Origin of the sequence: Bergeyella anatis (genome assembly GCF_036016955.1) — a bacterium.
Classification (GTDB): Bacteria; Bacteroidota; Bacteroidia; order Flavobacteriales; family Weeksellaceae; genus JAYWXI01.
Genome location: NZ_JAYWXI010000002.1, coordinates 100,718 through 125,842 on the forward strand (window position 1 = coordinate 100,718; position 25,125 = coordinate 125,842).

Annotated in this window: 20 protein-coding genes; 10 read left to right on the plus strand and 10 right to left on the minus strand. The window is 43.6% G+C overall.

Annotated elements, in window-relative coordinates; genetic code table 11:
- The first annotated feature begins 34 nt into the window (after positions 1–34).
- Together VQ048_RS02045 and VQ048_RS02050 are read left to right on the plus strand one after the other, a co-directional pair.
- Entirely contained in the window at positions 35–601 is a 567-nt protein-coding gene (locus VQ048_RS02045) for a hypothetical protein (protein ID WP_327610017.1), read from the plus strand.
- Positions 602–607: 6 nt separating this feature from the next.
- A complete protein-coding gene (locus VQ048_RS02050) occupies positions 608–2,746 on the plus strand; it encodes a cation:proton antiporter (protein WP_327610018.1) in 2,139 nt (712 codons plus the stop codon).
- A gap of 60 nt (positions 2,747–2,806) precedes the next feature.
- Here VQ048_RS02050 and VQ048_RS02055 read toward each other — a convergent pair whose 3' ends face one another.
- Complete coding sequence (locus tag VQ048_RS02055; protein WP_327610019.1) at positions 2,807–4,645, minus strand: ABC transporter ATP-binding protein; 1,839 nt, start codon at positions 4,643–4,645, stop codon at positions 2,807–2,809.
- Between the two features lie 135 nt (positions 4,646–4,780).
- Positions 4,781–5,170 carry a DUF4293 domain-containing protein gene (locus tag VQ048_RS02060; protein ID WP_327610020.1) on the minus strand — a complete coding sequence of 130 codons (390 nt, stop codon included), beginning with the start codon at positions 5,168–5,170 and terminating at the stop codon, positions 4,781–4,783.
- A 145-nt stretch (positions 5,171–5,315) separates the two neighbouring features.
- Between VQ048_RS02060 and rho the strand changes: the two genes are divergently transcribed.
- Positions 5,316–7,052: a transcription termination factor Rho gene (rho, locus tag VQ048_RS02065; RefSeq protein ID WP_327610021.1), complete on the plus strand. Its 1,737-nt coding sequence runs from the start codon at positions 5,316–5,318 to the stop codon at positions 7,050–7,052.
- A gap of 139 nt (positions 7,053–7,191) precedes the next feature.
- Positions 7,192–7,788 carry a superoxide dismutase gene (locus VQ048_RS02070; RefSeq protein WP_327610022.1) on the plus strand — a complete coding sequence of 199 codons (597 nt, stop codon included), beginning with the start codon at positions 7,192–7,194 and terminating at the stop codon, positions 7,786–7,788.
- Positions 7,789–7,851: 63 nt separating this feature from the next.
- Here the strand turns inward: VQ048_RS02070 and VQ048_RS02075 are convergent, their stop codons facing one another.
- Positions 7,852–9,372, minus strand: coding sequence for a GH3 auxin-responsive promoter family protein (locus tag VQ048_RS02075; RefSeq protein WP_327610023.1), 1,521 nt, complete (start codon positions 9,370–9,372; stop codon positions 7,852–7,854).
- A 249-nt stretch (positions 9,373–9,621) separates the two neighbouring features.
- Here VQ048_RS02075 and VQ048_RS02080 point away from each other — a divergent pair, with 249 nt between their 5' ends.
- The 4 genes from VQ048_RS02080 (at position 9,622) to uvrB (ending at position 13,598) form a co-directional block, all read left to right on the plus strand.
- The gene (locus VQ048_RS02080; RefSeq protein ID WP_327610024.1) at positions 9,622–10,392 is read left to right on the plus strand and encodes an alpha/beta fold hydrolase; all 771 of its coding nucleotides are present in this window, start codon (positions 9,622–9,624) and stop codon (positions 10,390–10,392) included.
- A gap of 64 nt (positions 10,393–10,456) precedes the next feature.
- Positions 10,457–11,080, plus strand: a complete 624-nt coding sequence (yihA, locus tag VQ048_RS02085; protein WP_327610025.1) for a ribosome biogenesis GTP-binding protein YihA/YsxC — start codon at positions 10,457–10,459, stop codon at positions 11,078–11,080.
- On the plus strand, positions 11,073–11,531 hold the full coding sequence (locus VQ048_RS02090; protein WP_327610026.1) for a GNAT family N-acetyltransferase: 459 nt from the start codon (positions 11,073–11,075) through the stop codon (positions 11,529–11,531). The genes yihA and VQ048_RS02090 overlap by 8 nt, the downstream gene beginning before the upstream one ends.
- Positions 11,532–11,606: 75 nt before the next feature.
- Entirely contained in the window at positions 11,607–13,598 is a 1,992-nt protein-coding gene (uvrB, locus tag VQ048_RS02095) for an excinuclease ABC subunit UvrB (protein ID WP_327610027.1), read from the plus strand.
- A 41-nt stretch (positions 13,599–13,639) separates the two neighbouring features.
- On the opposite strand, the gene VQ048_RS02100 is transcribed toward uvrB, so the two are convergent.
- From VQ048_RS02100 to VQ048_RS02110, 3 genes are all read right to left on the minus strand, one after another.
- Positions 13,640–13,876, minus strand: a complete 237-nt coding sequence (locus tag VQ048_RS02100; protein ID WP_327610149.1) for a DUF3820 family protein — start codon at positions 13,874–13,876, stop codon at positions 13,640–13,642.
- A gap of 8 nt (positions 13,877–13,884) precedes the next feature.
- Entirely contained in the window at positions 13,885–14,970 is a 1,086-nt protein-coding gene (locus tag VQ048_RS02105; RefSeq protein ID WP_327610028.1) for an AI-2E family transporter, read from the minus strand.
- Between the two features lie 100 nt (positions 14,971–15,070).
- Positions 15,071–15,790, minus strand: coding sequence for a hypothetical protein (locus VQ048_RS02110; RefSeq protein ID WP_327610029.1), 720 nt, complete (start codon positions 15,788–15,790; stop codon positions 15,071–15,073).
- Positions 15,791–15,875: 85 nt separating this feature from the next.
- Here VQ048_RS02110 and VQ048_RS02115 point away from each other — a divergent pair, with 85 nt between their 5' ends.
- Both VQ048_RS02115 and VQ048_RS02120 read left to right on the plus strand, forming a co-directional pair.
- Positions 15,876–16,823, plus strand: coding sequence for an aminodeoxychorismate synthase component I (locus tag VQ048_RS02115; protein ID WP_327610150.1), 948 nt, complete (start codon positions 15,876–15,878; stop codon positions 16,821–16,823).
- Entirely contained in the window at positions 16,807–17,430 is a 624-nt protein-coding gene (locus VQ048_RS02120; protein ID WP_327610030.1) for an aminotransferase class IV, read from the plus strand. Before VQ048_RS02115 ends, VQ048_RS02120 begins: the two co-directional genes overlap by 17 nt.
- Positions 17,431–17,510: 80 nt before the next feature.
- Here the strand turns inward: VQ048_RS02120 and VQ048_RS02125 are convergent, their stop codons facing one another.
- The 4 genes from VQ048_RS02125 to VQ048_RS02140 form a co-directional block, all read right to left on the minus strand.
- On the minus strand, positions 17,511–21,860 hold the full coding sequence (locus tag VQ048_RS02125) for a S8 family serine peptidase (RefSeq protein ID WP_327610031.1): 4,350 nt from the start codon (positions 21,858–21,860) through the stop codon (positions 17,511–17,513).
- Between the two features lie 428 nt (positions 21,861–22,288).
- Complete coding sequence (fabG, locus tag VQ048_RS02130; RefSeq protein ID WP_327610032.1) at positions 22,289–23,032, minus strand: 3-oxoacyl-[acyl-carrier-protein] reductase; 744 nt, start codon at positions 23,030–23,032, stop codon at positions 22,289–22,291.
- Between the two features lie 16 nt (positions 23,033–23,048).
- Positions 23,049–23,723 (minus strand): 16S rRNA (cytidine(1402)-2'-O)-methyltransferase, encoded by a 675-nt coding sequence (gene rsmI, locus VQ048_RS02135; RefSeq protein WP_327610033.1) that lies wholly within the window; start codon positions 23,721–23,723, stop codon positions 23,049–23,051.
- Positions 23,723–25,099: a UDP-N-acetylmuramate--L-alanine ligase gene (locus VQ048_RS02140; RefSeq protein WP_327610034.1), complete on the minus strand. Its 1,377-nt coding sequence runs from the start codon at positions 25,097–25,099 to the stop codon at positions 23,723–23,725. Before VQ048_RS02140 ends, rsmI begins: the two co-directional genes overlap by 1 nt.
- Positions 25,100–25,125: the final 26 nt, after the last annotated feature.

The window sequence follows — 25,125 nt, forward strand, 5'->3', positions numbered from 1 at the left end:
TTTTTTGTATATTTTGCACAAACATTCGCAAACTATGAAACAAATACTCCTCTGCGCCATGGCCACAGGGCTGCTTTTGGGCGCCACATCCTGCCATGACAAAACAAAAGAAGCCAAACTCCAGCAATGGGAGCAATCGCTTCAACAAAGAGAAACCGAATGGGCAAACAAGGATAGGGATTACCAAAAATTAGTTCAGATGAGGGATTCTCTGAGAGCCTCCCAACCTCAAGACAGCCTTATGAGCACTCCGTTACCTTTCGACATGACCGGCTCATGGAATGGCAAAATCGTATGCACCGAATCCAATTGCCAAGAATACGTAGTAGGCGACGTCCGAGTAGACCGATGGGAACTGAAAGAAACTAACGGAGTCATCACCCTGCTCAATTACAACAAATCGGGTGTCGTCCGAAGCTATACAGGAGATTTTGACGGCCAGTCCATCCGTGTAAAATACTCCAACGAGCCCGATGCACAAAAAAAACTAGATCTGAAAATCGACCTCTCCAACCTCCAACCCAACCGCCTTTCAGGAGTTAGGGAAGCCAAAGTTGATGAGGCTTGTACCGCTAAATTTTCCATTGAACTTACCAGATAATTTTTTATGCTAACTTTACTCAGTGCCGCACATTTCACGCTGCCATTAGAAGATCCGTTACTAAAGTTTTTAGTCGTTCTTATCATCATTCTTTTTGCACCGCTGCTGCTCAACAAAATAAAAGTGCCTCATTTGATCGGCCTTATCATCGCCGGAGCCCTGATCGGCCCCAACGGACTCAACGTCCTACCCAGAGATGCCAGCATCGTGGTGATCGGAACCACAGGACTTCTTTACATCATGTTTTTGGCCGGCTTGGAAATTGACCTTACCGAATTCAAGAAAAACAAATGGAAAAGTCTTGGCTTCGGATTATTCACGTTCTCCATTCCTTTGGCATTGGGAATCATCGCCGGATACTATCTTTTGGGATTTTCGCTGCTCACAGCCGTCCTTTTTGCCAGCCTTTTTTCCTCCCATACCCTAATCGCCTATCCTTTGGTGAGTAAGTTAGGAATTACCAAAAATAAAGCCGTAAACATTACCGTAGGCGGAACCATGATTACCGATGTGCTGGCTCTATTGGTTTTGGCAGTCTGCGTAGGGATGTCTCAAGGTACCGTAACCTCCGCTTTTTGGATTAAACTTTCCCTCTCTGTCATAGCCTTCGGAGCGGTCGTTCTTGTCGTTTTCCCTCTCATAGGGCGATGGTTTTTCAAAACCGTTAACGATAAGGTTTCCCACTTCATTTTTGTCTTGGTTATGATTTATTTGGCCGGGCTGTTGGCCGAATTAGCCGGAGTAGAATCCATCATCGGCGCTTTCCTTGCCGGACTTGCCCTCAACCGGTTAATTCCCCATACCTCCGCCCTGATGAACCGAATCGATTTTATCGGCAATGCCATATTCATTCCCTTCTTTCTCATTAGTGTCGGTATGATTATTGACTTCAGAGCTTTCATCAAAGATTTTGAAACCATCAAAGTCGCCTTGGTAATGACCCTAATTGCCATAGGATCGAAGTACCTGGCCGCCGTCATTACCCAGAAAACCTTCCGCCTGAAAAAGGAAGAAGGCCTATTAATTTTCGGACTCAGCAGCGCATCTGCCGCCGCAACCCTGGCTGCCGTTATGGTGGGCTACAACATCATCATCGGCGAAACCCAAAACGGAGAACCTATCAGATTACTGAACGAAAGCGTCCTGAACGGAAGCATCCTGATGATTTTGGTGTCTTGTACGGTATCGTCCTTCGTATCACAAAAAAACGCCGATAAAATCGCTACGCAAGAAAACGAAGAGCAATTGAGCGAAGATCAGGGCGATCAGGAGAAAATTTTATTGGCCTTACGCTATCAATCTACCGTGGAACCACTTACCAACCTGGCCCTTTTGGCTAAATCGAAAAAGAATACTCAAAATATTTTCGCCCTCAACGTTATTAACGAAGAAGACCGCGAAAGCTCGGAAAAGACCGCGGAAAAACTGCTCCACACCGCCACAGACATCGCCGCTGCCGCCGATACAAAACTCCACGTGAGAAAACGCTACGACACCGACCTCACCAACGGAATAAACAACGAAATAAAAGAACATAAAATAACCGATCTCTTTATCGGTATCGATCCTGATAAAGGGTTCTCCCACAGCCTAATCTACAACCTTTACAACGGCTACCTTAAAAATTCTTTTGCCAATACCCTAGTGTACCATTCGGCGCAACCTTTGGCCACCGTCGAAGTTTATCACACGTTGATTCCCGAAAACGCCCATCGCGAACCGGGATTCTTCCACGCTTTGTTGCGAATTTGGAACATCGCCCGAAACTCTGGTTCAAAAGTGATTTTTTACAGCAGTGAAGAAGGCATTAAAATGCTCGAAAAAATCCAAAATAAAGCAACCCTGGAGGCCGAGTTCATTATCCTAAGCGACTGGAAAGAACTTCCCACCATCGGACAAAAAATGAAGCCCGACGAAGCGTTAATCCTAATGATGGTTCAGCGAGGCAGTAAGGCTTACATTCCCGAAATGCAAAAAATTCCCGAGTATCTGAGCACGTATTTCACAGATCGGAACTACCTGCTGATCTACCCTAACCACGAAGCTTCAGCCGAAAACGAAAACGTGAAACGCTACAAAAGAGACGTCAACAACCCTTCCGATTTTGCCGACATCGGAAATTACATCGGAAATCTCTTTAAATAGTTTTAATTTAATTAACAACGCCGGAACCATAGGTTCCGGCGTTGTTATAATCCTAAAATTCTATCCGAAGTTTTGGAGCTCCACCAGTTTACGATAGACTCCGTTTCGTTCAAAAAGCTCCTGATGGCTTCCCTGTTCCACAATTTTTCCTCGCTCCATAACCACAATCACATCGGCTTTCTGTATCGTGGATAAACGGTGCGCAATGACTAAAGACGTCCGATTTTCCATCATTTTTTCCAAAGCCTCCTGAACCATACGCTCGCTCTCCGTGTCCAAAGCCGAAGTCGCCTCGTCCAAAATCATAATCGGCGGATTTTTCAGCACTGCCCTTGCAATCGACACCCTTTGTTTTTGTCCCCCCGAAAGTTTATTTCCGTCATCGCCGATATTTGTGCCATACCCTTCCGGTAAATGACGGATGAACTGATCCGCATTGGCAATTTTAGCCGCCTCTTCCACCTGAGCCGTTGAAGCCTCGGAGTTCCCCATCAAAATGTTATTATACACCGTATCATTAAACAAAACCGACTCCTGTGTCACCATTCCCAAAAGGCCCCGGTAATCGCTGATTTTCAAATCCTTTATGTTTTTTCCGTCAATCAGAATTTCGCCTTCCACCACATCGTAGAATCGGGTAAGCAAATTGGCAATCGTCGTCTTTCCCGAACCCGACTGCCCAACCAATGCCACCGTCTTCCCCTTAGGAATCGTCAAAGAAAAATCCTTCAAAATCACATTATCCTTATCGTAGAAAAAACCGACATTCTTAAATTCAATTTTCTCGTTCAGATCTTTAATGGCCAAAGGATTTTCTATTTCCTCCACCCTCAAATCGTAATCCAAGACCTCCGAAACTCGATCCAAACTGGCCATCCCGCCTTGGATATTGGAAATGGATGAAGAAAGTTTTTTCGCCGGCTCCAGTATCTGAAAAAACATGGCAATAAAAACCAAAAACGTCTCCGGTTCCATCGTCTTTTCATTGAGAATCTGAACCCCGGCAAACCAAGTGATCAGAAGAATCGTCACCGAGCCCAAAAACTCACTGGACGGCGAAGCCATCTCCCGACGACGGCTCATACCAATCGCATAGCTCTGCCACAAATCCGTCGTAGTATGAAACCGCTTCTTCAAGATTTTATCCGCGTTAAATATTTTAATCACCTTAGACGATTTCAAAGTTTCGTCCACCAACGAAAAAAGATTACCCAACTCCTCCTGAGCATGAGTAGCCTGACGCTTAAGACTCTTGCCCACCGAAGAAATAATCCAGCCCATGACCGGAAAAACCAAAAGCGAAAACAAAGTAAGCTTTGGCGAAAGAATAAACAAAGTAACCAAAGAGGAAATAATCATAAACGGCGCATTAACAATATCCACCAAGCTCCCCATAATACCTCCTTCCACCATCCCAATATCGTTGGATATTCGCGACATCATATCTCCTTTCCGCTTCTCTGTGAAAAAAGAAACCGGAAGTCGTAAAAATTTGTCGTACATCGCCGTCCGCAAATCCTTGGTGATTCCCACCCGATAATTTACCAAGAGAAAAGCCCCCAAATAACGAAAAAGATTGCGCAACAAAAAAGCAAAAGCCGTCACCGAACAAAGCACCGCAAGAACTTGAACCGCCCCATACTGATCAATGGAAAGCTGAATGTTGTAATAAGCCAAATCTTTAGCATACCCCAAAAAATCCACCAACCTCCCACTGTACTGAGGCTTCACAGAAGTATCTATCCGCTCGATGGTACCGAACAGCATCCCCAAAATCGGAAGCATCGTCGCCACCGAAAAAATATTAAGAACCGAATACAAAATATTAAAAAAAACACTAAGGTAAAGGTATTTACGATGCGGTTTCGCAAAATAAAGGATACGCTGTAAAGGTTTCATTTGATAAACTAATTGTACGCAAAAGTAAGGATTTTATTTGGTAGCCCATACGCCCCACGCCATCCCGAAAGCCCATACAAAAACAGTCCTGCTTTTTTGCAGGACTGTTCACACTCAAAAAAATCGTTGTAGGGCTTACCGAAGACGGTCAACAGATTTTACAAGCCTCTCGTCCCTGCGAATATTAATATTCGCCATAATCAAGCAGAAAACTGCCACCGCGGGAAAGACAGGCTCAATACCCTTCTCAGGAAAAGAAATTCCTCCGGATAAAGTTTGCAACCAATACGTCAGTAAAGCAATCAACAAAACGTTTATAACCAAGTTCACGTTATTGAACAAAAGTTGTTTTTTTCTATTACGATAGCTAAAAATCGATACAACCGAAAACGAAAACACCAATCCTGACATAAAGGCCATTACCCCAGTGGTACGAAAAAGAACCACATCGCCAGACGTGTAATAAAGCGCTACTGAACAAAGCGCCACCAACCCCAAAAACACGGTTTGAATTCTCTGTATCATATCCTGCAAAATTACCATATTTTTTTGCATTTATCAAAAATTAATGTAGCTTTGCAAAGCTATTTGACCTAGAAAGTGATGCCAGCCGGCATACAATCTCCTCACTTACACTTATTTAAACAAATACTTTTCACATACATTATTTATGTTTACCATTGAAATGCTTAGGTCTAAATCCGAAGCGGAGTTGACCTCAATTTTAAAAAAACTGGGCTTAAAAGTAGCCAAAAACACTACCGATAACGAAAAAATTTTTGCAATACTAGACTTTCAGGCTTCCAATCCTAAAATTGCAAAAGAAATTTACAGCGAAACAAAAGGTCCTTCTACGGAAGAAGAAAATCCAACCACAGAAGAAAAACCGACAAGAAGACGCGGAAGACCCGCAAAAAACAAAACCGAAGCAGCCTCTGTAGAAAAAGAGTCGGCAAAAGAAAAAACAAACGAGCCTCAAGGCGAAACCCAAGCCAAAGCGGAAGCAGAAGAAACCTCTTCGGAAGTAAGCGAGAAACCTAAAAGAACCAAAAGAAAAAGAGCGTCCAAAACCTCTAACGAAACGCCTACAGAAACCGCAAACGAAGCCGTAAACACCAATCAGCAAGAAGCGGCTACCGACCAGCCCTCTGCGGAAAAGCAAGAAAAAAAACAAGAGGTTAAACCTCAGCCACAACATAAGAAAAATCATAACGGCCAGCACCATAATCAGCCGTATACCTCCAAAAAACACCAACAACAAGAAGACGCCGAAACCAAAAAAGAATACAACTTCGATGGTTTGGTGACGATTGAAGGGGTTTTGGAGATTCTTCCCGATAATTACGGCTTTCTTCGTTCCCCAGACTTTTCGTACATTTCCTCGCCTGATGACGTTTACGTCTCCACGGCGCAAATACGCAACTACGGTTTGAAAACCGGAGATACCGTAAAAGGCATTGTACGCATCCCCAAAGAAGGCGAAAAATATTTCTCCCTTCAAAAACCATTGGAAGTCAATGGAAGGGATTTGGCTTTTATCAAGGACCGTGTGGCATTCGAGTACCTTACGCCGCTTTTTCCTCAGGAGAAATTCAACCTTGCGGAAAAAGGAGCCACCTTGTCCACCCGAATTGTGGATTTATTCGCTCCCATAGGAAAAGGCCAAAGAGCCATGATTGTGGCACAGCCCAAAACCGGTAAAACGATGCTTTTGAAGGACATCGCTAACGCCATCGCGGCCAATCATCCCGAAGCCTATATGATGGTCCTTCTTATCGACGAACGTCCCGAAGAAGTAACCGATATGGAGCGCAGCGTCAATGCCGAGGTCATCGCTTCTACTTTTGACGAAGCCGCCGAAAAGCATGTCAAAGTCGCTAATTTGGTTTTAGCCAAAGCCCAAAGAATGGTGGAATGCGGACACGATGTGGTTATCCTTCTCGATTCCATTACCAGATTGGCAAGAGCCTACAATACCGTTACACCGGCTTCCGGAAAAATACTTTCCGGTGGGGTGGATGCCAATGCGCTCCACCGTCCGAAACGCTTCTTTGGTTCCGCAAGGAAAATCGAAGGCGGAGGCTCCCTTACCATCATTGCTACCGCGCTGATTGACACCGGATCCAAAATGGACGAAGTGATCTTTGAAGAATTCAAAGGAACCGGCAATATGGAACTCCAACTCGACCGAAAAATCGCCAACAAAAGGGTATATCCCGCTATTGATCTCATCGCATCCAGCACCCGACGGGACGATTTGCTTCACAACGACATCACCCAGCAGAGAATGTGGATTCTGAGAAAATACCTCTCGGACATGAACCCCATCGAAGCCATGGAATTCGTGGAGAAAAACATGAAGGTAACCCAAAACAACGAAGAGTTCCTCATGAGCATGAACAAATAAAAGAATCAACAGAAATCGCCCCTAAAGGCGGTTTTTGTTTTAATCTATAGCCCTTTATAACTTTTTCAATAAAAAATATAAAGCAAAATAAAAGAGAAATACTATCTTTGAAAAAATCTAACGCTAAAAATAAAAAATTATGTCTTTTGAATTACCAAAATTAGGATACGCCTACGACGCATTGGAGCCAATTATTGATGCCAAAACCATGGAAATCCACCATACAAAACATCATCAGGCTTACGTGGACAACCTCAACAAAGCCATCGAAGGAACCGAACTGGAAGGAAAATCCATCGAAGATGTTTGCCGTGAAGGAAGCGATAAACCGGCCGTAAGAAACAATGGAGGCGGACACTACAATCATACTCTTTTTTGGGAAATCCTAACTCCTGGAGGAAGCAAAACACCTGTAGGAAATGTAGCTAAAGCCCTTGAAGATTTTGGAGGGTTCGATAAATTTAAAACCGAATTTTCCGAGGCGGCTAAAACAAGATTCGGTTCAGGATGGGCTTGGTTGTGCAAAAAAGAAGACGGGTCGCTCGCTGTATGTTCTACCCCTAATCAGGATAATCCCCTAATGCCCGTGGCAGACTGCAAAGGAACGCCAATCTTAGGGCTTGATGTATGGGAGCACGCCTATTATCTGAATTATCAAAACCGCAGACCCGATTATGTTTCTTCCTTTTTCGAGGCTATTAATTGGGATAAAGTGGAGGAACTCTACAACAAATAAATCGGTTGTTACCATTTAAGAAATCATAAAATAAGGGCATTGAATAATGCCCTTATTTTATTTTTATTTTTTTCCATTCATTCTCAACAGAGGGTCAATGTATTCTCTGTCGTTACTTAATCTTGGGACTTTATTTTGCCCCCCCAATTTTCCCCGACTGGACATCCAATCGTAGAAAAGCCCTTCTCTTGCCACGTGAATCACAGGGCGTTTCAGAGTCATATCATTATAACGCTTGGCTTCGTAATCGGAATTAAGAGCCTTAAGTTCTGAATCGAAAACAGTGCAAAAGCCCTCCAAATCTTCTGGCAAGCGGTCAAACTCAAACAACCATTCGTGAGAGCCACTCTCGCCGTCTTTCATAAAAACCGGAGCGCCCGTATAATCCTTCACCAAAGCCCCGGTGGATTCGCAAGCTTTGGAAAGCGCCGTCTCCACATTATCCACCATAAGTTCTTCACCAAAGGCATTGATGTAGTGTTTCGTCCGTCCGGAAATTTTAATTCGGAAAGGATCCAATGAAGTAAATTGAACCGTATCGCCGATAAGATAGCGCCAAAGCCCTCCGTTCGTGGTTATTACAACCGCATAGTTTTTCCCCGTTTCAACGTCCTCCAAAGTGCAAACCCGAGGGTTTTCACGACCGAAATCCTCCATGGGAATAAACTCATAAAAAATACCATAATCCAGCATCAAAAGCATCTCATCGCTCCCCGAACGATCCTGAATCCCAAAAAAGCCCTCCGATGCATTATAAATTTCGTAGTATTGAATCTCCTTTCCTATCAATTGACGATACTGCTGGCGGTAAGGCTTGAAACTGATTCCTCCATGAAAGAACACTTCCAAATTAGGCCAAAGTTCAGCAATGGTTTCACGACCTGTTTCTTTTAAAACCCGCTGCAAAAGAACCATCATCCAGCTCGGCACTCCCGTTAGGCTTCCCACTTCCTGATGCTTTACCTCGGAAACAATCGCTTTGAGCTTGGATTCCCATTCGCTCATTAAGGAAACTTTCTTGCTCGGTACAGTTGTGATTTCCACCCAAAATGGAAGATTCTCAATTAAGATCGCCGAGAGATCGCCGTATTTGGTATTGTAATCGGCGTACATCTCCGCGCTCCCTCCCAAACGCAAATTCTTATTGGTAAAAAGCTGATTCTCAGGATGATTATTAGCATATATGGAAATCAAATCCTTGCCTGCCTTGTAATGACAGTCCTCCAAACTATCCGCAGTGATGGGAATAAATTTGCTTTTGGCATTGGTGGTTCCCGAAGATTTAGCAAACTGACGGATGGCTCCGGGCCAAATCACGTCCTTCTCGCCCTTCCTTGCCCTTTCAATAAAAGGTTCGAATTGTTCGTAGGTAACGATTGGAACCTGAGTCTGGAAATCCTTAATATTGGAAATGTCTTTGAATCCGTAAGCTTTTCCGTAGCAGGTCCCTTCGGCGTGGAACAACTGGGAAAACAAAACCCCCCGCTGCGTTTCTATAGGGTGATTGATGAAATTCTGAATCTGATCCATCCGCTGTTTGATAAACCAGTTCACAACGGAATTGAAAAGTGCTTTGGTAGCCATAATCGCAAATATAACGATTTATTTTCACAATGTGATTTCCCGAAAAAACGACAAAAAACACAACCCTTATCCCTCCATTAAAACCTCCAAAAAAAGAAAAAATATCAGAAAAAATGTAAATCGCATTGCCAAATTTTATCTTAATTTTGAGTTCTGTTTTGGTTTTTATAACCAAACCGAGCAAGGCGTTCGATATAGCCTTGGTTTTTATGTTAAATTTGTATCTTTGTGATTGCTTAGAGCTTTTTTATGATTTTCAAAACGAAAAAAGAACGTACTTACAACTTCATTTCAGAGGGTGAGGGAGAGCCTATTGTGCTCTTGCAAGGCCTGATGGGAGGATTGAGTAACTTTACGTCGCTAATCCGCTTCTTTTCCGAAAGAGGCTATAAAGTTTATTTCCCGGTATTGCCTATCTACGATTTATCCGTGCTCAATACCAACCTGACCAGTATTGCCAAATTTGTGGCTCGTTTTATCGAAGACGAAATCAAAGCACCGGTGACCCTTGTGGGCAACTCAATGGGCGGCCATATCGGGTTGATTCTGACCCTATCTCGCCCCGAATTGGTAAAACGTTTGGTGCTGACCGGAAGTTCTGGCTTATACGAACGGAGTTTTGGCGACAGCTTCCCCAGAAAAAGCGATAGAGAGTACATCAAAAAGAAAGCCCAAGAAGTCTTTTACGACCCACAAGTTGCTACGGAAGAATTAGTCGACGAAGTGTTTTCCATTGTAAATGACCGAGGCAAGGGCATTAAGACCGTAATGCTCGCCCGAAGCGCAATCAAACACAACATGGAAAAAGAGCTTCATAAAATTAGTGTGCCTACATGCATCATTTGGGGAAAGCAAGATAACGTTACCCCTCCCGAGGTGGCCGTCGAGATGGATCGTCTAATTCCTGATTCCGACCTCTACTGGATTGACCAATGCGGCCACGCAGCCATGATGGAAAAACCCGACGAATTCAACGAAATTCTTTACCGTTGGCTAGAGTCTAAAAAACAACCGCAGTAAAAATTCCCTTGGAAGCCCCAATGCTTCCATTTTTTATTTAAAAAGAACAATACCCGAACCTGCTATGATGATTAAATCTGTGTCTTTTGTCAAAAGTTCTCAAAAATGGCAAGATTGCCCCGCACCAGAGCTTCCCGAATACGCTTTCATAGGGCGTTCTAACGTCGGTAAATCTTCGCTAATCAACGCATTGATGAATCGAAAGGATTTAGCCAAAACCTCCCAAACACCAGGAAAAACCCAGCTTATCAACCACTTTCTCGTGAACGACTCCTGGTACCTTACCGATTTGCCCGGCTACGGCTATGCCCGAGTATCCAAAGTCCAACGTAAAGATTTCGAAAAACTCATCACCAACTATATTCTTAACCGTAAAAACCTCGTCAATCTTTTCGTTTTGATTGATGTAAGGCACAGTCCCCAAAAAGTAGATGTAGACTTTATCGAATGGTGCGGAGAAAACGGCATCCCGTTCTCTATCGTATTCACCAAAGCCGACAAGTTAAAGCCCAATGCCGCCCTGAAAAACATCGAACATTACAAAACCGAACTACTGAAAAAGTGGGAAAACCTGCCCGAAATCTACCTGACCTCTGCCGAAAAAAAGGAAGGCACGGAAAACCTCCTTCAAATGATAGCCCAAACCAATGAATTCTTAAAGGAAAACAAAATCGACTTCCATGGATAAAACTACGCTTGTCTGGAAAATAAAATCTTTCGAGCAACTCTCTACCACCGAACTCTACGAACTATTACGAGTTCGAACCGATGTTTTCGTGGTAGAGCAACAATGCCCTTACCCCGAATGCGACGGTTACGATTCGGAAGCGTGGCATCTTTGGGCCGAAAAAGACAAAAAACCCGTGGCCTATTGCCGGATATTCGCTCCTGGAATCAAATACTTCGAAGCCTCCATAGGTCGAGTATTAAGCCAGTCCGAATACCGGAAGTACGGGCTTGGAAAAGCCCTGATTTCTTTGGCCCTGCAAGTCATCGAAACCCGTTTCCAAACGTCTTCCGTAAGAATTTCCGCCCAAGATTATCTTTTGGATTTCTACCGCAGCTTAGGATTTCACCCCACGGGACATCATTACCTTGAAGACGGCATTCCTCACACCGAAATGCTCCGAAAATTTTAAAACCCGTCCTATCGTCCTTATATTCCTCACGAACCAAGAAATTCTTCTCATCTTTACTTTTTAGTTTCGCAAAAAATGAAATTTAATCTTTCCTCGGAATTTCAACCCACAGGCGACCAGCCCCAAGCCATCGAAAAATTGACCAACGGCATCGAAAACGGCGAAAAATACCAAACCCTCTTAGGCGTTACCGGCTCTGGAAAAACCTTTACAATAGCTAATGTGGTAAAGAACATCCAACGCCCCACCATCATACTGGCTCATAATAAAACCCTGGCCGCACAGCTCTTCATGGAGTTCAAAGAATTCTTTCCCGATAACGCCGTGGAGTACTTCGTCTCCTACTACGACTACTACCAGCCAGAAGCCTATATCGCCACCACAGGAACCTATATCGAAAAAGACCTCTCCATTAACGAAGAGGTGGAAAAACTACGTCTTTCCGCCACCGCAAGCCTTCTTTCCGGAAGGCGGGACGTTCTGATTGTCGCTTCCGTATCTTGCATTTACGGTATCGGTAATCCCACCGAATTTCACAAAACCCTCATCTCACTAGAAACCGGCAGCAAAACCACCCGAACCGCTTTTCTTCACTTGTTAGTTAATGCCCTATATTCCAGAACATTAAACGAATTTCAACGCGGAACCTTTCGGGTAAAAGGCGACGTTATCGACGTCTTTCCCGCCTATGCAGATAACGCCATCCGAGTGCAGTTTTTCGGTGACGAGATCGAAAAAATCCAAACATTCGATCCGATTTCCGGCAACGTGGAAAGTAATTTCGACAAAATACAAATTTACCCCGCTAACCTCTTCGTAACCTCCAAAGAAACCCTAAACAGCGCCATAAGGGAAATTCAGGACGATTTGGTTCGGCAAGTGGACTTTTTCCAAAAAAACGACAAGCCGTTGGAAGCCAAACGATTGCAGGAAAGAACCGAACTGGATTTGGAAATGATAAAAGAATTAGGATACTGTTCCGGCATCGAAAACTACTCCCGCTACATGGACGGAAGGCTCCCCGGCTCCCGACCTTTCTGTCTTTTGGACTATTTTCCGAAAGATTACCTGATGGTCATCGACGAATCTCATGTTACCATCCCGCAAGTGCACGCCATGTACGGCGGCGACCGTAGCCGAAAAGAAGCCCTCGTGGAATACGGATTCCGTCTACCGGCAGCCATGGACAACCGACCGCTAAAATTCTCGGAATTCGAGGAAATGCAAAATCAGGTGATTTATGTTTCGGCCACACCCGCAGATTACGAACTGGAAAAAACCGGCGGCGAATACATCGAACAAATCATCCGCCCCACGGGTCTATTAGACCCCATCATCGAGGTAAGACCCACCCATAACCAAATCGACGATTTGATGGAGGAAATCCAAAAAAGAGCCGAACTGGACGAAAGAGTCCTAGTCACCACCTTAACCAAAAAAATGGCGGAAGAACTTACCAAATACTTCACCAAATTCGCCATACGCTGCCGCTACATCCACTCCGACGTGGAAACTTTGGAAAGAATCCAAATCATGCAGGATTTAAGAACAGGCCTCTTCGACGTTCTCATCGGGGTTAATCTCTTAAGAGAAGGACTCGATCTCCCCGAAGTTTCGCTGGTGGCCATTCTGGATGCCGATAAAGAAGGCATGCTACGCTCTCGACGCTCCATGATACAAACTGTTGGGCGAGCCGCAAGAAACCTCAACGGAAAAGCCATCATGTATGCCGATAAAATCACCAAATCCATGCAAGCCACATTAGACGAAACCGAATACCGCCGAAAAAAACAACAACAATACAACGAAGTAAACGGCATTACCCCAAAACAAGTCAGCAAAAAAATATCCGAAACCTTGGTGGGAAGAGCCAAAGATTTTCCAGACGAAAAATACACCCAAAAAGAAATCTTACAAAAAGAAACCAAATCCTCCACTCAATACTCCCCTGAAGACCTCGAAAAACAAATTACCGAAAAACAAAAAGCAATGGAAGCCGCCGCTAAAAATTTGGACTTCATAAAAGCCGCTAAACTAAGAGACGAAATCGCCGCACTAAAAGGCTAAAACAAAAGCACAAAAAAGAGCCGTTAAAAATTTAACGGCTCTTAAAGTTGTCCACGGGACTTAAGATTTTTCCTAATCGGCTCCAAAATCGATGTTAACCCATTGATTTTTATCTCGTAAACCGTAGCCATCTGCATCCCCAATCGCCCCTGCGGAAAACCACCCTGCCTCGAAAACCACTCCAAATAAGACACCGGTAAATCCGCCAAAACCACTCCCTTAAATTTGCCAAAAGGCATTTTGACCACGTTTATCTCCTCAAGAATTTCAGGAGCCATGCCTTCCATCATATCGTTAAATCTATTTTTTTCTCGATTTCTTTTGGCTCGGGCATAATCAATTCATTACTGTCATCGTCGCTAAATTCATCCCGGTAAACCTGAATGAGCAACACCGTCATCGAAACCAAAATCGGCCCGAAAACCAACCCCATAAACCCAAAAAGATTCATCCCCATGATAATCCCGAAAACCGTATTCAAAGGATGAATATCCTCCAACTTTTTAAGTAAAGTAAACCTTAAAACATTATCCGTAACCCCCACAATCACAAGGCTATAAATAAGCACTCCTATCCCACCGAACATATTTCCCTCGGCAATCATGAAAATAGCAACCGGAACGTAAACAATCGCCGCTCCCACAATCGGAATCATGGACGTTACCGAAGTAAGCGCAAATAAAAGCACCGGGCTCGGAGCCCCAAAAATAAGATAGCCTATCAAGCCAACCAATCCTTGGCCCAAAGCCACCACAGGAATCCCCACCGCATTAGCAACCACCAACTTACGGAATTTATCTCCAATCTTGTTGATGTTCGCCCTCTTCAAAGGCATGGCACTTTTGACCAATTGCTCAAAAAAACGGGGTTTCTCCAACATGAAGAATAACATGAAAAACATAGAAAGGACAATCGTAAGGGTATTAAGAGTTCCACTCACTGCGGTGGTGGAAATTTTAGCCGCCGAATCCTTCAACTTATCCAAATTTTCCTGACTCAGCACGTCAAACCCGGTCTCACCGAGTATGAACGAACGGATTTTCTCCAAAAACGCATTGAATTTATCCATATAAGCCTGACTATCCCCCAGTTTCGCCACCAACATATCCACCAATAGGTAAACCGGAATAATAAGAACCACAACGGAAACCACAATAATGAAAATAGACGCCCAAAACGGAGACCAATTTTTCTTCTCCTGAAGATAAAAATTAAAATCCCTGGAAACAATGTAAAGCGTAAGCGCCCCCAAAAGCGAAGGAATAAACAAAGACAAATGGTATGCCATCAGCCCCAGCAAAACCGTGATGAGAAGAATGAGAAACACCTGCTTAATCTTGGTTTCACTAATCGATTTGTTGTTGTATTTCATAAGAAAAATGAATTAAATCTAAAAAAAAGCCTTTCTAAACGCACCCAAAAGTACAAATTTGAACCAACGGTTTTTTATATCTATTCCCGTTTTTTTTACATCATCGCACCTCGTTATAAATCTTACGGTAAAGCGCATAAATCACCGCATTCCAAAAAGGAAAAGTAAAGAGACCGCCCACTAACGTCATCACTCCAAAATACTTGAATGCAAATGCCACAAAACTGCAAACCAAAACTTCCAAAGGAAACCGAACCACCCCTTTATAACTCAATTTCAAAGCCTCTAATAGCCGCTTGTCCATAAAAAACATCAAAGGCGCGCAAAACAACGTCGCCAAAACCCAAAGCCCCCCCAAAAACAACGTCGGCAAAACATTGGTATAAACCATAAACCAAAGCAAATAAAACCCCAGATAGATAAAAAAATTAGCCCCCGAATACCCCGCAAAAAGATCGGCCAATTCCGGACGCTCCCCCTCATCCATCTTCCGATAAATCTTCAGAAGCCCCATGTTGAGCGGGTGAAGGAAAACCATCGTTCCGAGCACAATCCAATTGAAACGAATATAGTTAGGGTCTTTGGATAAGACTTTAACGCCTTCCATATAAGCCTCCATCCCTTGTTTCATTTTAAGCGACAACGCCTCATACTGAGCCATAATGCCTAACCGCTCCGAAAAATACAGCACCACCAGCAGAAGAATCGAGCCATAGATTAAGGTAAAAAACAGTTGATAAAACAGCGTCCGGCTCCAATATCTAAAAGCCTGAGTCAAAATCTCACCGATACCGCCGCCTTGGGAATGGTTTGTTTGCATTTCGTCCGTTAATTTTCTGCAAAAGTAACATTAAAAAAATTACATTTGCGGGGTGAAACCGGAAATTAAAAATGCTTTTGAACAAATGGATCAGCTCGCCCTTGCGCGCGTCCCGTTCTTTTTTATGTTTGATTTTTTGATGCAGCAAAGCATCGTATGCCCCGAAGACAGCCTTGAAGAAAAAGGCTTATTCATTGATTTTCCGAATTTTACAAACACAAAAACCAAAGATACTTCATCAAAAAAAACACTGGAAATCAAAGCCTTTCCCGAAGATTTAGCCGCTTACCAAAAAGGCTTCGAAATCGTCCAAAATCATTTAAAACAAGGCAACTCCTATTTGGTGAACTACACGAGAAAAACACCGATCGAACTGAACCTTTCCCTCGAAGAAATCCATCTTCGCGCCAAGGCGAAATACAAAATTTACTATAAAGACCGTTTTGTATGCTTCTCCCCCGAAACCTTCGTGGAAATAAACAACGACGTCATCTCTACTCACCCCATGAAAGGCACCATTGACGCCGCAAAGCCCGATGCTGCCCAGCAATTGAAAAATAATCCCAAAGAAAAAGCCGAACACTACACCGTCGTCGATCTTCTTCGGAACGATTTAAGCACGGTGGCTGACCATGTGCAGGTGGTCGATTTTCAAAGAATAGACTATCTGGAAACCAACCGGAAAAACCTTTTCGCCATGAGTTCCGAAATCAAAGGCGTTATAAAGCCCGAATACCAAAACAAAATAGGAAGCCTCATGCGAAACCTTCTTCCCGCTGGTTCAATTTTAGGCGCGCCAAAACCCAAAACCCTGCAAATTGTATTGGAAGCCGAAAAATACAATCGCGGATGGTACAGCGGCGTGAGCGGATGGTTCGACGGAAAAAACCTCGACAGCTGCGTCATGATCCGATTCATCGAAAAAGAAAATAACCGGTTCTTTTTCAAAAGCGGCGGCGGACTCACCCATCAAAGCCAACTTCAGGAAGAATACGAAGAAATGAAAAACAAAATCTATGTCCCGGTTTATTGAAAGCATCCAAATTAAAGACGGAAAAGTATTCCTGCTCGACCTTCACCAAAAAAGAGTCAACCAAACTTTTCTGCATTTCGGCCGTCCCCAAATGCTAAACCTAACCGAACTTTTCCTTGCCTTGCCTTGCCTAGAAAAAGGCCTGTACAAATGGCGTATCGCATACGACTTGCAAGGAAACGTTCAGAGTCAAATTCTGCCCTACACTCTGCCTAATCTCAAAAATTTCGCGCTGGTGGTAAACGATGAAATATCCTACCCCTACAAAAATGAAGACCGGACACTGCTAAACGAAATCAAAACACAATGCCCGGCCCAAGAAGCCATCATTGTAAAAAACGGAACCGTTACCGACACTACTTTCTCCAACCTTATTTTTTTAAAAAAACAAACTTGGTTCACCCCTGCGTCTTTCCTCCTGAATGGCGTCCAACGTCAACATCTTTTGAATACCAACAAAATAAAAGAAGAAGAAATCACTTTAGATAACATTAATGAATTTTCTCATTTCCAAATCATTAATTCAATGAATGGATTAAACCCCTCCTCTATTTATCCCTTAGAAGCCATTATGAACTTACCTGGTTTCAGACAACAGATAGTTTGAATACCTTTCCTCTCTTTAAAAAATAAATCGGCTGCCCTAAAAAGAGCAGCCGAAAATTTAAAGTTAAGATTTAAGTCAGATTACTTAACCATCAGTTTAACCGATTGTTTTCCATTGGAAGAATCGACAACGTTCAGAATATAAACCCCTTTAGGGTATTTACGAAGATCCAGCGATGTCTTAGCTTCATCCGAAGACTTGCTCTCCACTAGTTTACCCGACATATCGTAAACCGTAAACTGCTGCTTACCGCTTACCCCTACATTCTCCACAACGAACAAGCCGTCCGAAGGATTAGGATAAACCTTCAAGCCTTTACCGAATCCCGAAACATCGGATACGGAAAGCGTTGACGCATCCACCGTAATCACAACTTCCTCAGAACGAGCACCATCCGAATAAACCGCTTTCACACCATATTGGTAAACGCCTTTATTCTGAAGCGTCTCATTATAAGCCGTCTTAGCAATTCCTTGCAGTTCCTGAACCAAAGTACCGTCTTTAGAAACCTCGAAACCGATAAGAGAAGGCAAATCGTTTACCGCTGTGGTAACATATCCTTCAGAAGCCACCACCGGCTCTTCCGGAGCAACATAGACCAGCTCTTTAGGATTATCCGGCCTCAATTCCTGCGGTCCTTCGGGTTCTCTAACTTCCTTAGCAACCTTGGATGTATTGGAATACGGATCTTTATAACCTATCTCAATATCATCCAAAATCAGATAGAACCCATTGTCCTCTTTCTTCGTATTATGAACAAAAGCCAAATGCATCTCTTTTTGATTGTATCCCGATAAATCCACTATTACATTGGTGAATGCCTTTCTCTCACCAGAGGCCGGGAAGTCGTAGATTTTGGTTCCTTGCTGCACCTCCTCTTTAGTAGGCATTGTACCATCGGCTTTCGCTTCAACAAGGTAAACGGAATATCTTTCAGGGAACATATGCTTCACCCAGAAACTTAACTGTTCGGCTCCGGATTTAATCTTCTCTGTAACCAACCAGTTATTTGCAGTGAACGCACGCCTTGCAATCGTCCAAGAGTCTGATTTTGCAGAATAAAGCCCCGAACGGGTATTTCCTGCCACCTTATTAACATACCATTTTTCGTTATCTCCATCCACATCATAATTGCCTAACACAGACGATAACGTTTCTCCTGCTTCAAATCCCTGGATATAAGCCGGTACCATTTGAGGCCTCACCCATTTCAGTTTCAACTCTTTAGTGTCCTGATTCAAATCGTAAGTTAAATCCTTAACCGGCTTATGCGTTTCCTCCACATTAACATCCACCGTTTTCACTACCGAATTTACCGGCGAGGTCGAAGTAAGCGTAACTTTGTAGGCCCCTACCTTTCCGAATTTAATTTGAGGATTAGTCGAAGTGGCCGATGTACCATTGATGAATTCTACTTGATCCGAAGGGGTCACCGTCCATTGGAAGGCTGGTGCAGGATAACCTACCGAAGTATTAGATGCCGTTACCGACTGACCCTTGTAAATGTTATATGTGTTCAATGTAAACGCAGCCGTAGCGTTCGTACTAGTTACATTAATGTGGTTGGCTTTCTCCAATACATTCGATCCAAACGAGTTGGAAGCCTCCAAACGAGCCGTATAAGTTCCGTTTTCGCTAAATTGAACCTGCGGATTTTCCGAAGAATCATTCGTTCCGTTAACGAATTGATACGTCGAAGGCGTAAAGCTCCACTTGTATGTCGAAGGAACTCCCGAAGGTCCTTCAACCTGCTGACTAAAGGTTACCGTATCGCCATACTTGTGCGTAGTGGTTTTATTTGCTGAAAATTCCACCGCAGGAGCCGATTCTTCCACATAGTAGAACGACACATCATCCAAAAGAAATGCATAAGATTTTTGATCTGCCTCTGCCTTGTTTTGGAAACCTACATAATAAATTCCATCACTGTCCGGCGTAAAGATATAAGACCTTTTGGTGTAATTAGGCCCTGCAACCACACTCTCCGAAGTAATCGGCTTCGTCATATCGACTGCTTTCGGCGAAGTTCCGAAAGCCACATTTAGTTTTTCGTCAAAAGGTTGCAATTTCCGATCGAAGAAAACCACACGGTAAGGCTTTCCTCCCTTCAATTTCAAAGGATTGGAGAAAAGCCAGTCGTTCGTCCCCTCCCCTTGGTTAGGCCAGTTGATCGCAAAACTCGCCCCTGTTCTTGAAAAGCGTGTATCATCATACTTCCGCCAAGTTCTTCCATCTCCATCCACATCTTCAGATGCCCATCCGTAGGTCGCAAAATCCTTCTCAAAACCAAAACCATGTTTACTATTAGGAACGGTCAAATTAGCCACCGTACCAAACGTTCTAAATGACGCTCTGTTATTAACCGAAATTTCATCCTGAGCATAAGCCACCTCGGCCATAATCTCATAATTCACAAACGAACGACTGAAGTCCATTAGAACCTCCTTATCAACCGCTGTTCCGGGTGCCAAATTATCAATATCAATCGTTCCTTCTGAAACGACGCTATTGCCATCGTCTTTATTAATCAATTTGTAATTGATTTTCGCTCCGTTAATTACCTCAGCCCCTTTATTTTCATAATTAAATATAACAGGCGTACTGTCGGTGTAGTTTTCAACCGTCTGATTGGTATAAATCTTATTTAAAGCCAAATCATGCGCCAAATTTTGGTTAATTCCCGTAACAACCAATGAAAAAGCCTGTGCCTGATCTCCTTTCAATTCCCCCTTGTGGGAAACCACCAATTGGTAAACCGCACCCGCCTCAGGAGTATCGATAACCACTTGCTCCACATTATCCACGACATTATCTCCCTTGGTTGCCGGATTATTAGGATGCTCGGGGTCAAGTACCCAAGGCTTAAACTCATTTCCGTTTTTCAAAATCTTAATGTCCAAGTCGTTGACCAATGTCTTCGTACGGTCATTAAGCACCGCCTCATTAGGCAATGTGGTGGGCGCTGGATCTGTCCAAACAATCATGGCCTTTAACGGTACTTTGCCATCAGCCGTTAGATCGATCGTTTGTGTTTCGCCCGGATTTAAAGTATGTTCATCCACCAGCGACAGCTTCCCATGGGTGGAAATAGTCTGAGCCGCCTTAAAAGCATCCAGCAATCCCCAACCATAAGCATAATCGGGACCAATATTCCCCGCCTCCTTAGCCGTGTTGAGAACCAAGGCCTTAAGTGTGGCAGATCTCATATAAGAGCCGTTAACATTTCTATAATGCTGTTGCAATAACCCTATACTTCCCGATACATTCGGCGAGGCCATGGAGGTGCCATCATAGCTGTCATAAGCCACATTTCCCGTACCTACCGAAGAATAAACGTCCACTCCAACCCCAACAATGTCAGGCTTCACACGACCATCGTCTACAGGACCGAAGCCACTAAATGAAGACATCTCTACATCCGAAGGGCCATTGTACTGATTCAGTTTTTTAACAGCCCCCACCGTAAGGATATTTTTACCCAAAGAACTATGGTTAATGGAATCGAAACCAAACTCCCCTCCGTTCACTTGACGGGTCTTGCTGGAAGTCTGCCAAACCCAAGACGTACCATTAAAAACCCTTACATAATGAAGCCCTCCAGGTGCAGGTCCCTCCCCACGAGGGTTTCCCGCTGCCTTAACCAAGAGGTAATAAGGAGCATTATACGCAATTCTATCCCAATCTCTGTCGTAAGTGGTGTATTTTCCGTAGTATTTAAACTCCGTATCCTCATCACTTCCATACCAATGCCATCCGGTATTTCCAGATGCATTGTTCCAAGTAAATCCGCTATTGTATCCATAAGAATGATTGGAAACCAAAGCACCCGCTGCTGCTGCTGTCGTTACCTCCGTAGCATCCATATTCCAATCATTAGCCTGCAATTTGCCTCGGAAAGCCATTCCCTTAGCAGCAGCATTAACCCCGGCTCCTATCATCGTTCCGGCCACGTGGGTTGCGTGATCACTCACTACAGTTGCACCATCCGCCTGAACAACACGTCCTTGCAACTCCTGATGGGTAAGAAGAACAGCTCCCCCGTCCCACTCATAAAGTGTAAGATCCTGACCTTCCAAATTGAAAATTCCTGCCGACTCGTATAACTTATCGGTTTCCGTCCCTTGAGCCGCTCCGGAATTTGCCGTAACATAATAAAGCGGATGCCCCGTCTTTTTATTAACGTCCTGCAACTCATAAATCTTTCCTTCAAATTCAAACCGCTTCTTCAGATTGTACTCTTTCGCCAAAGATTCAATCTTCGCCTGAGTCGGTCGGGAACGAAGCAATTCTTTCTTGACTTTGTCCAATTCCGAAAGATTGGATTTCTTTTGAATCTCACGAACATCCTGCTGCGTTTGAGCAAAAATCCCCACACCGAGAAAAGCACATAACGCAACACCGATCTTCTTCGAATAGTTAAGTTTATTCATATATTAATTTTTTTGACCCGATAAATATATAAACATTTTTTAAAATATAAACACATTTAAATAAAATTAATTAAAAAACAAGCCTGAAAATTAAAAATAAATCGATATAAAAAGAAAAAAATAAAACAAATATCAATAAATTAAAATTTTAAAATAAACAAAACAACCACTAATTAAACATCAATTTAATAATTAAATTAAAAATATTTAAAATAAAACACAAATAATTAATTTACAATGATTTAGATAAAAAACAAATCCCCAAAAACCATGGATTCCCCAAAAGAACCGAAAACAAAGCCCATAAACAAATCGAAACAAAAACGCATTTTTATTTCGGGAAACATAAAGCCCAAACAAGGAAAATAAAAAGAGGCCGCCCCAAACAAGGCCGCCTCTCCAATCTCTATTCAGGAAAAATCGAAAGATTAGGTCAACATTCCTCCATCCACGTTAAGCACCTGACCCGTAACGTACGCCGACATATCGCTTCCTAAAAAGACGCAGGCATTGGCAACGTCTTCAGGCTGCCCTCCACGCTTCAACGGAATAGCCTCGCGCCACCCCTGAACCGTCTTTTCGTCCAAAGCCGCCGTCATTTCCGTTTCGATAAACCCTGGCGCAATGGCATTGCAACGGATATTGCGGGAACCCAATTCCAACGCTATCGATTTCGAAAAACCAATCACTCCAGCCTTAGAAGCCGCATAGTTGGCCTGACCTGCATTTCCTTTCACACCCACCACCGAAGTCATATTGATAATCGAACCGCTTTTAGCTTTCATCATCGGCTTAATCACCGCTTTGGTCAAATTAAATACCGAATCCAAATTCACCTTGATAATCGTATCCCAATCTTCTTTCGACATACGAAGCATCAAATTATCCCTCGTAATCCCCGCATTATTAACCAAAATATCAATCTGCCCAAATTCCGCAAGAACCTCATCAACCAATTGCTGTGCCGCCTGAAAATCGGAAGCATCACTCTGATAAGCTTTTATTTGCGTTATTCCACTTAAATCATTTTCAAGCGCCTTGGCTTTTTCTACAGAGCCTGCATAAGTAAAAGCCACTTTCGCCCCTTGTGAGGCAAAAACTTCCACAATCCCTTTGCCGATTCCTCTTGTTCCGCCCGTAATTAAGGCTACTTTTCCTTCCAATAATTTCATATCGCTATACTTTATTTTAAATCGAATTATTAATAACGAGAACAATCTCTCCTTTTAAAGTTTTACTTTTTGAAAACTCTATTAACTCATTGATTGTCCCCCGTTTGGTTTCTTCAAATTTTTTAGATATTTCCCGACTGAGACTCCCCCGGGTATGTTCGCCAAAAAAGGTTTTTATCTGCTCTAATGTCGTGTTGATTTTGTGCGGACTTTCGTAAAGCACAATGGTTTTCTTTTCTTCCGCCAACTGCATGAGCTTGGTTTGCCGACCCTTCTTCTGAGGCAAAAATCCAACAAATAAAAATTCATTATTAGGCAACCCCGAAACCACCAAAGCCGGAACAAAAGCCGTCGCACCAGGAAGGCAAATCATTTCGATACCGCTGTCCGAAGCCGCTTTTGCCAAAAGATACCCCGGATCAGAAATCCCGGGCGTTCCCGCATCGGTAATCAATGCTACATTCTGCCCCTGCTGCAAATCCTTGATTATCTTTTCCGTTGTTTGATGTTCATTGTGCAAATGGTACGATCTCAGGGGTTTGGCTATTTCAAAATGTTTCAAAAGAACCCCCGACGTACGGGTGTCTTCACAAAGAATATAATCCACCGCCTTGAGCGTGGAAACCGCCCGAAAAGTCATATCTTCCAAATTCCCAATCGGTGTAGGCACAAAATAAAGAATACCACTCATCACAAATTTTCAAACAAGGTTTTACCAAATGTTTCCAATCCCGGATCCCTCGCCCCCATCAGCAACAAAACCGTATCTCCGTCCAAGTGCGGACGCATCTTTTCCAACAGATCTTCTCTATTCTCCACGAAATAAGCCTTCTTACCCTCCGCCGAAATCGCTTCCACCAAATCGTTTGCCGAAATATCCTTTACCGCCGTACCTCCTGCATAAAAAATTTCGCTCATCCAAATTTCGTCCTCAGGTCGCAAAACCTTGGAAATCTCCTCCACAAAATCATTTTTCAGAAAACGAGTCGGTCCATAGCCATGCGGCTGAAACCAAGCCACCACTTTCGACGCCAAAGGTTGGCAAGCCCTAATGGAAGCCGCGCATTTTGCAGGATTGTGGGCATAATCGTCAATCACCCAAACCCCATTCTTCTGTCCCAAAATCTGATGCCTTCTGTAAATACCTTCGTAGCCTTGCAAGCTCTCAGCACAAACCTCTAACCCTACCCCGATGTGGTGAGCAACCGCCACAGCCGCCGCCGCATTTTCGGCACTATGCCGACCGATTGCTTTCATCTTGAAGGGTTGACCCAAAATCTCAAACGACAAAGCAAAAGCATCCTGATGAAAATGTTTTATATCGTAATTAGCCTCTTGCGCTTCGAAACCGAAATCGTTATCCGAATCCTCTGAAAGACTCAAAGCCAATTCATTAGAGCGGTTAACCACAAAAAAACTTTTCGTATTCCCCTTAAAAGCGGTAAACAATCCCATCAATTCGGAAATTTCCTGATGGTCTTTATCCACATTCAAAAGTACGCCGACTTCCGGCTCATAAAGCACCACCGACCCGTCACTTTCATCCGCCTCGATAATTAACCACTCGCCTTTTCCGACCGCCGCATTGCCAATTTTCCCCTGCCGAATCAAACGCGTAAGCCCCGCACCGGAAATAATACTGGGGTCCATCCCCGCATCAACCAAAATCTGAAATAACATCGCCGATGTTGTTGATTTACCGGAAGTTCCTGCAACCGCTATCGTTTTTTTACTCTTAGCAATCAGCGCCAAAAGTTCACTCCTACGGATGATCGGAATCCCCAATTCCTTGGCCTTCTTAACTTCGTACACCGTATCTTCAATCGCCGTGGAAACCACCACCAAATCAACAGCAGGGGTCAAACCGCTCCCGTCCTGAACAAAACAACGGATGCCCTCCGCCTCCAACTGCGCTTTCGTTTTATTGTACTGCTGCGGATGGAAATAACGATCGCTTCCCGAAACGTCCTTTCCGATCCCCCGAAGGTACTGCGCAATCGCACTCATACCCACGCCCGCAATGCCGATAAAAAAAACGGTTTTAAATTCTGAAATAGTTTTAATCATATCGCTTTTTCGAAATCGGAGAAAAA

Bases quoted from the DNA above. Each gene is read 5' to 3' on its own strand.
- rsmI (WP_327610033.1), bottom strand. From the start codon at position 23,723: ATGAGTGGTATTCTTTATTTTGTGCCTACACCGATTGGGAATTTGGAA.
- VQ048_RS02120 (WP_327610030.1), top strand. From the start codon at position 16,807: ATGTCCCGGTTTATTGAAAGCATCCAAATTAAAGACGGAAAAGTATTC.
- VQ048_RS02060 (WP_327610020.1), bottom strand. From the start codon at position 5,170: ATGATACAGAGAATTCAAACCGTGTTTTTGGGGTTGGTGGCGCTTTGT.
- uvrB (WP_327610027.1), top strand. From the start codon at position 11,607: ATGAAATTTAATCTTTCCTCGGAATTTCAACCCACAGGCGACCAGCCC.
- VQ048_RS02110 (WP_327610029.1), bottom strand. From the start codon at position 15,790: ATGCAAACAAACCATTCCCAAGGCGGCGGTATCGGTGAGATTTTGACT.
- VQ048_RS02115 (WP_327610150.1), top strand. From the start codon at position 15,876: ATGGATCAGCTCGCCCTTGCGCGCGTCCCGTTCTTTTTTATGTTTGAT.
- VQ048_RS02075 (WP_327610023.1), bottom strand. From the start codon at position 9,372: ATGGCTACCAAAGCACTTTTCAATTCCGTTGTGAACTGGTTTATCAAA.
- VQ048_RS02105 (WP_327610028.1), bottom strand. From the start codon at position 14,970: ATGAAATACAACAACAAATCGATTAGTGAAACCAAGATTAAGCAGGTG.
- VQ048_RS02090 (WP_327610026.1), top strand. From the start codon at position 11,073: ATGGATAAAACTACGCTTGTCTGGAAAATAAAATCTTTCGAGCAACTC.
- VQ048_RS02050 (WP_327610018.1), top strand. From the start codon at position 608: ATGCTAACTTTACTCAGTGCCGCACATTTCACGCTGCCATTAGAAGAT.
- VQ048_RS02100 (WP_327610149.1), bottom strand. From the start codon at position 13,876: ATGGCTCCTGAAATTCTTGAGGAGATAAACGTGGTCAAAATGCCTTTT.
- yihA (WP_327610025.1), top strand. From the start codon at position 10,457: ATGATGATTAAATCTGTGTCTTTTGTCAAAAGTTCTCAAAAATGGCAA.
- VQ048_RS02045 (WP_327610017.1), top strand. From the start codon at position 35: ATGAAACAAATACTCCTCTGCGCCATGGCCACAGGGCTGCTTTTGGGC.
- rho (WP_327610021.1), top strand. From the start codon at position 5,316: ATGTTTACCATTGAAATGCTTAGGTCTAAATCCGAAGCGGAGTTGACC.
- VQ048_RS02055 (WP_327610019.1), bottom strand. From the start codon at position 4,645: ATGAAACCTTTACAGCGTATCCTTTATTTTGCGAAACCGCATCGTAAA.
- VQ048_RS02140 (WP_327610034.1), bottom strand. From the start codon at position 25,099: ATGATTAAAACTATTTCAGAATTTAAAACCGTTTTTTTTATCGGCATT.
- VQ048_RS02125 (WP_327610031.1), bottom strand. From the start codon at position 21,860: ATGAATAAACTTAACTATTCGAAGAAGATCGGTGTTGCGTTATGTGCT.
- VQ048_RS02070 (WP_327610022.1), top strand. From the start codon at position 7,192: ATGTCTTTTGAATTACCAAAATTAGGATACGCCTACGACGCATTGGAG.
- VQ048_RS02080 (WP_327610024.1), top strand. From the start codon at position 9,622: ATGATTTTCAAAACGAAAAAAGAACGTACTTACAACTTCATTTCAGAG.
- fabG (WP_327610032.1), bottom strand. From the start codon at position 23,032: ATGAAATTATTGGAAGGAAAAGTAGCCTTAATTACGGGCGGAACAAGA.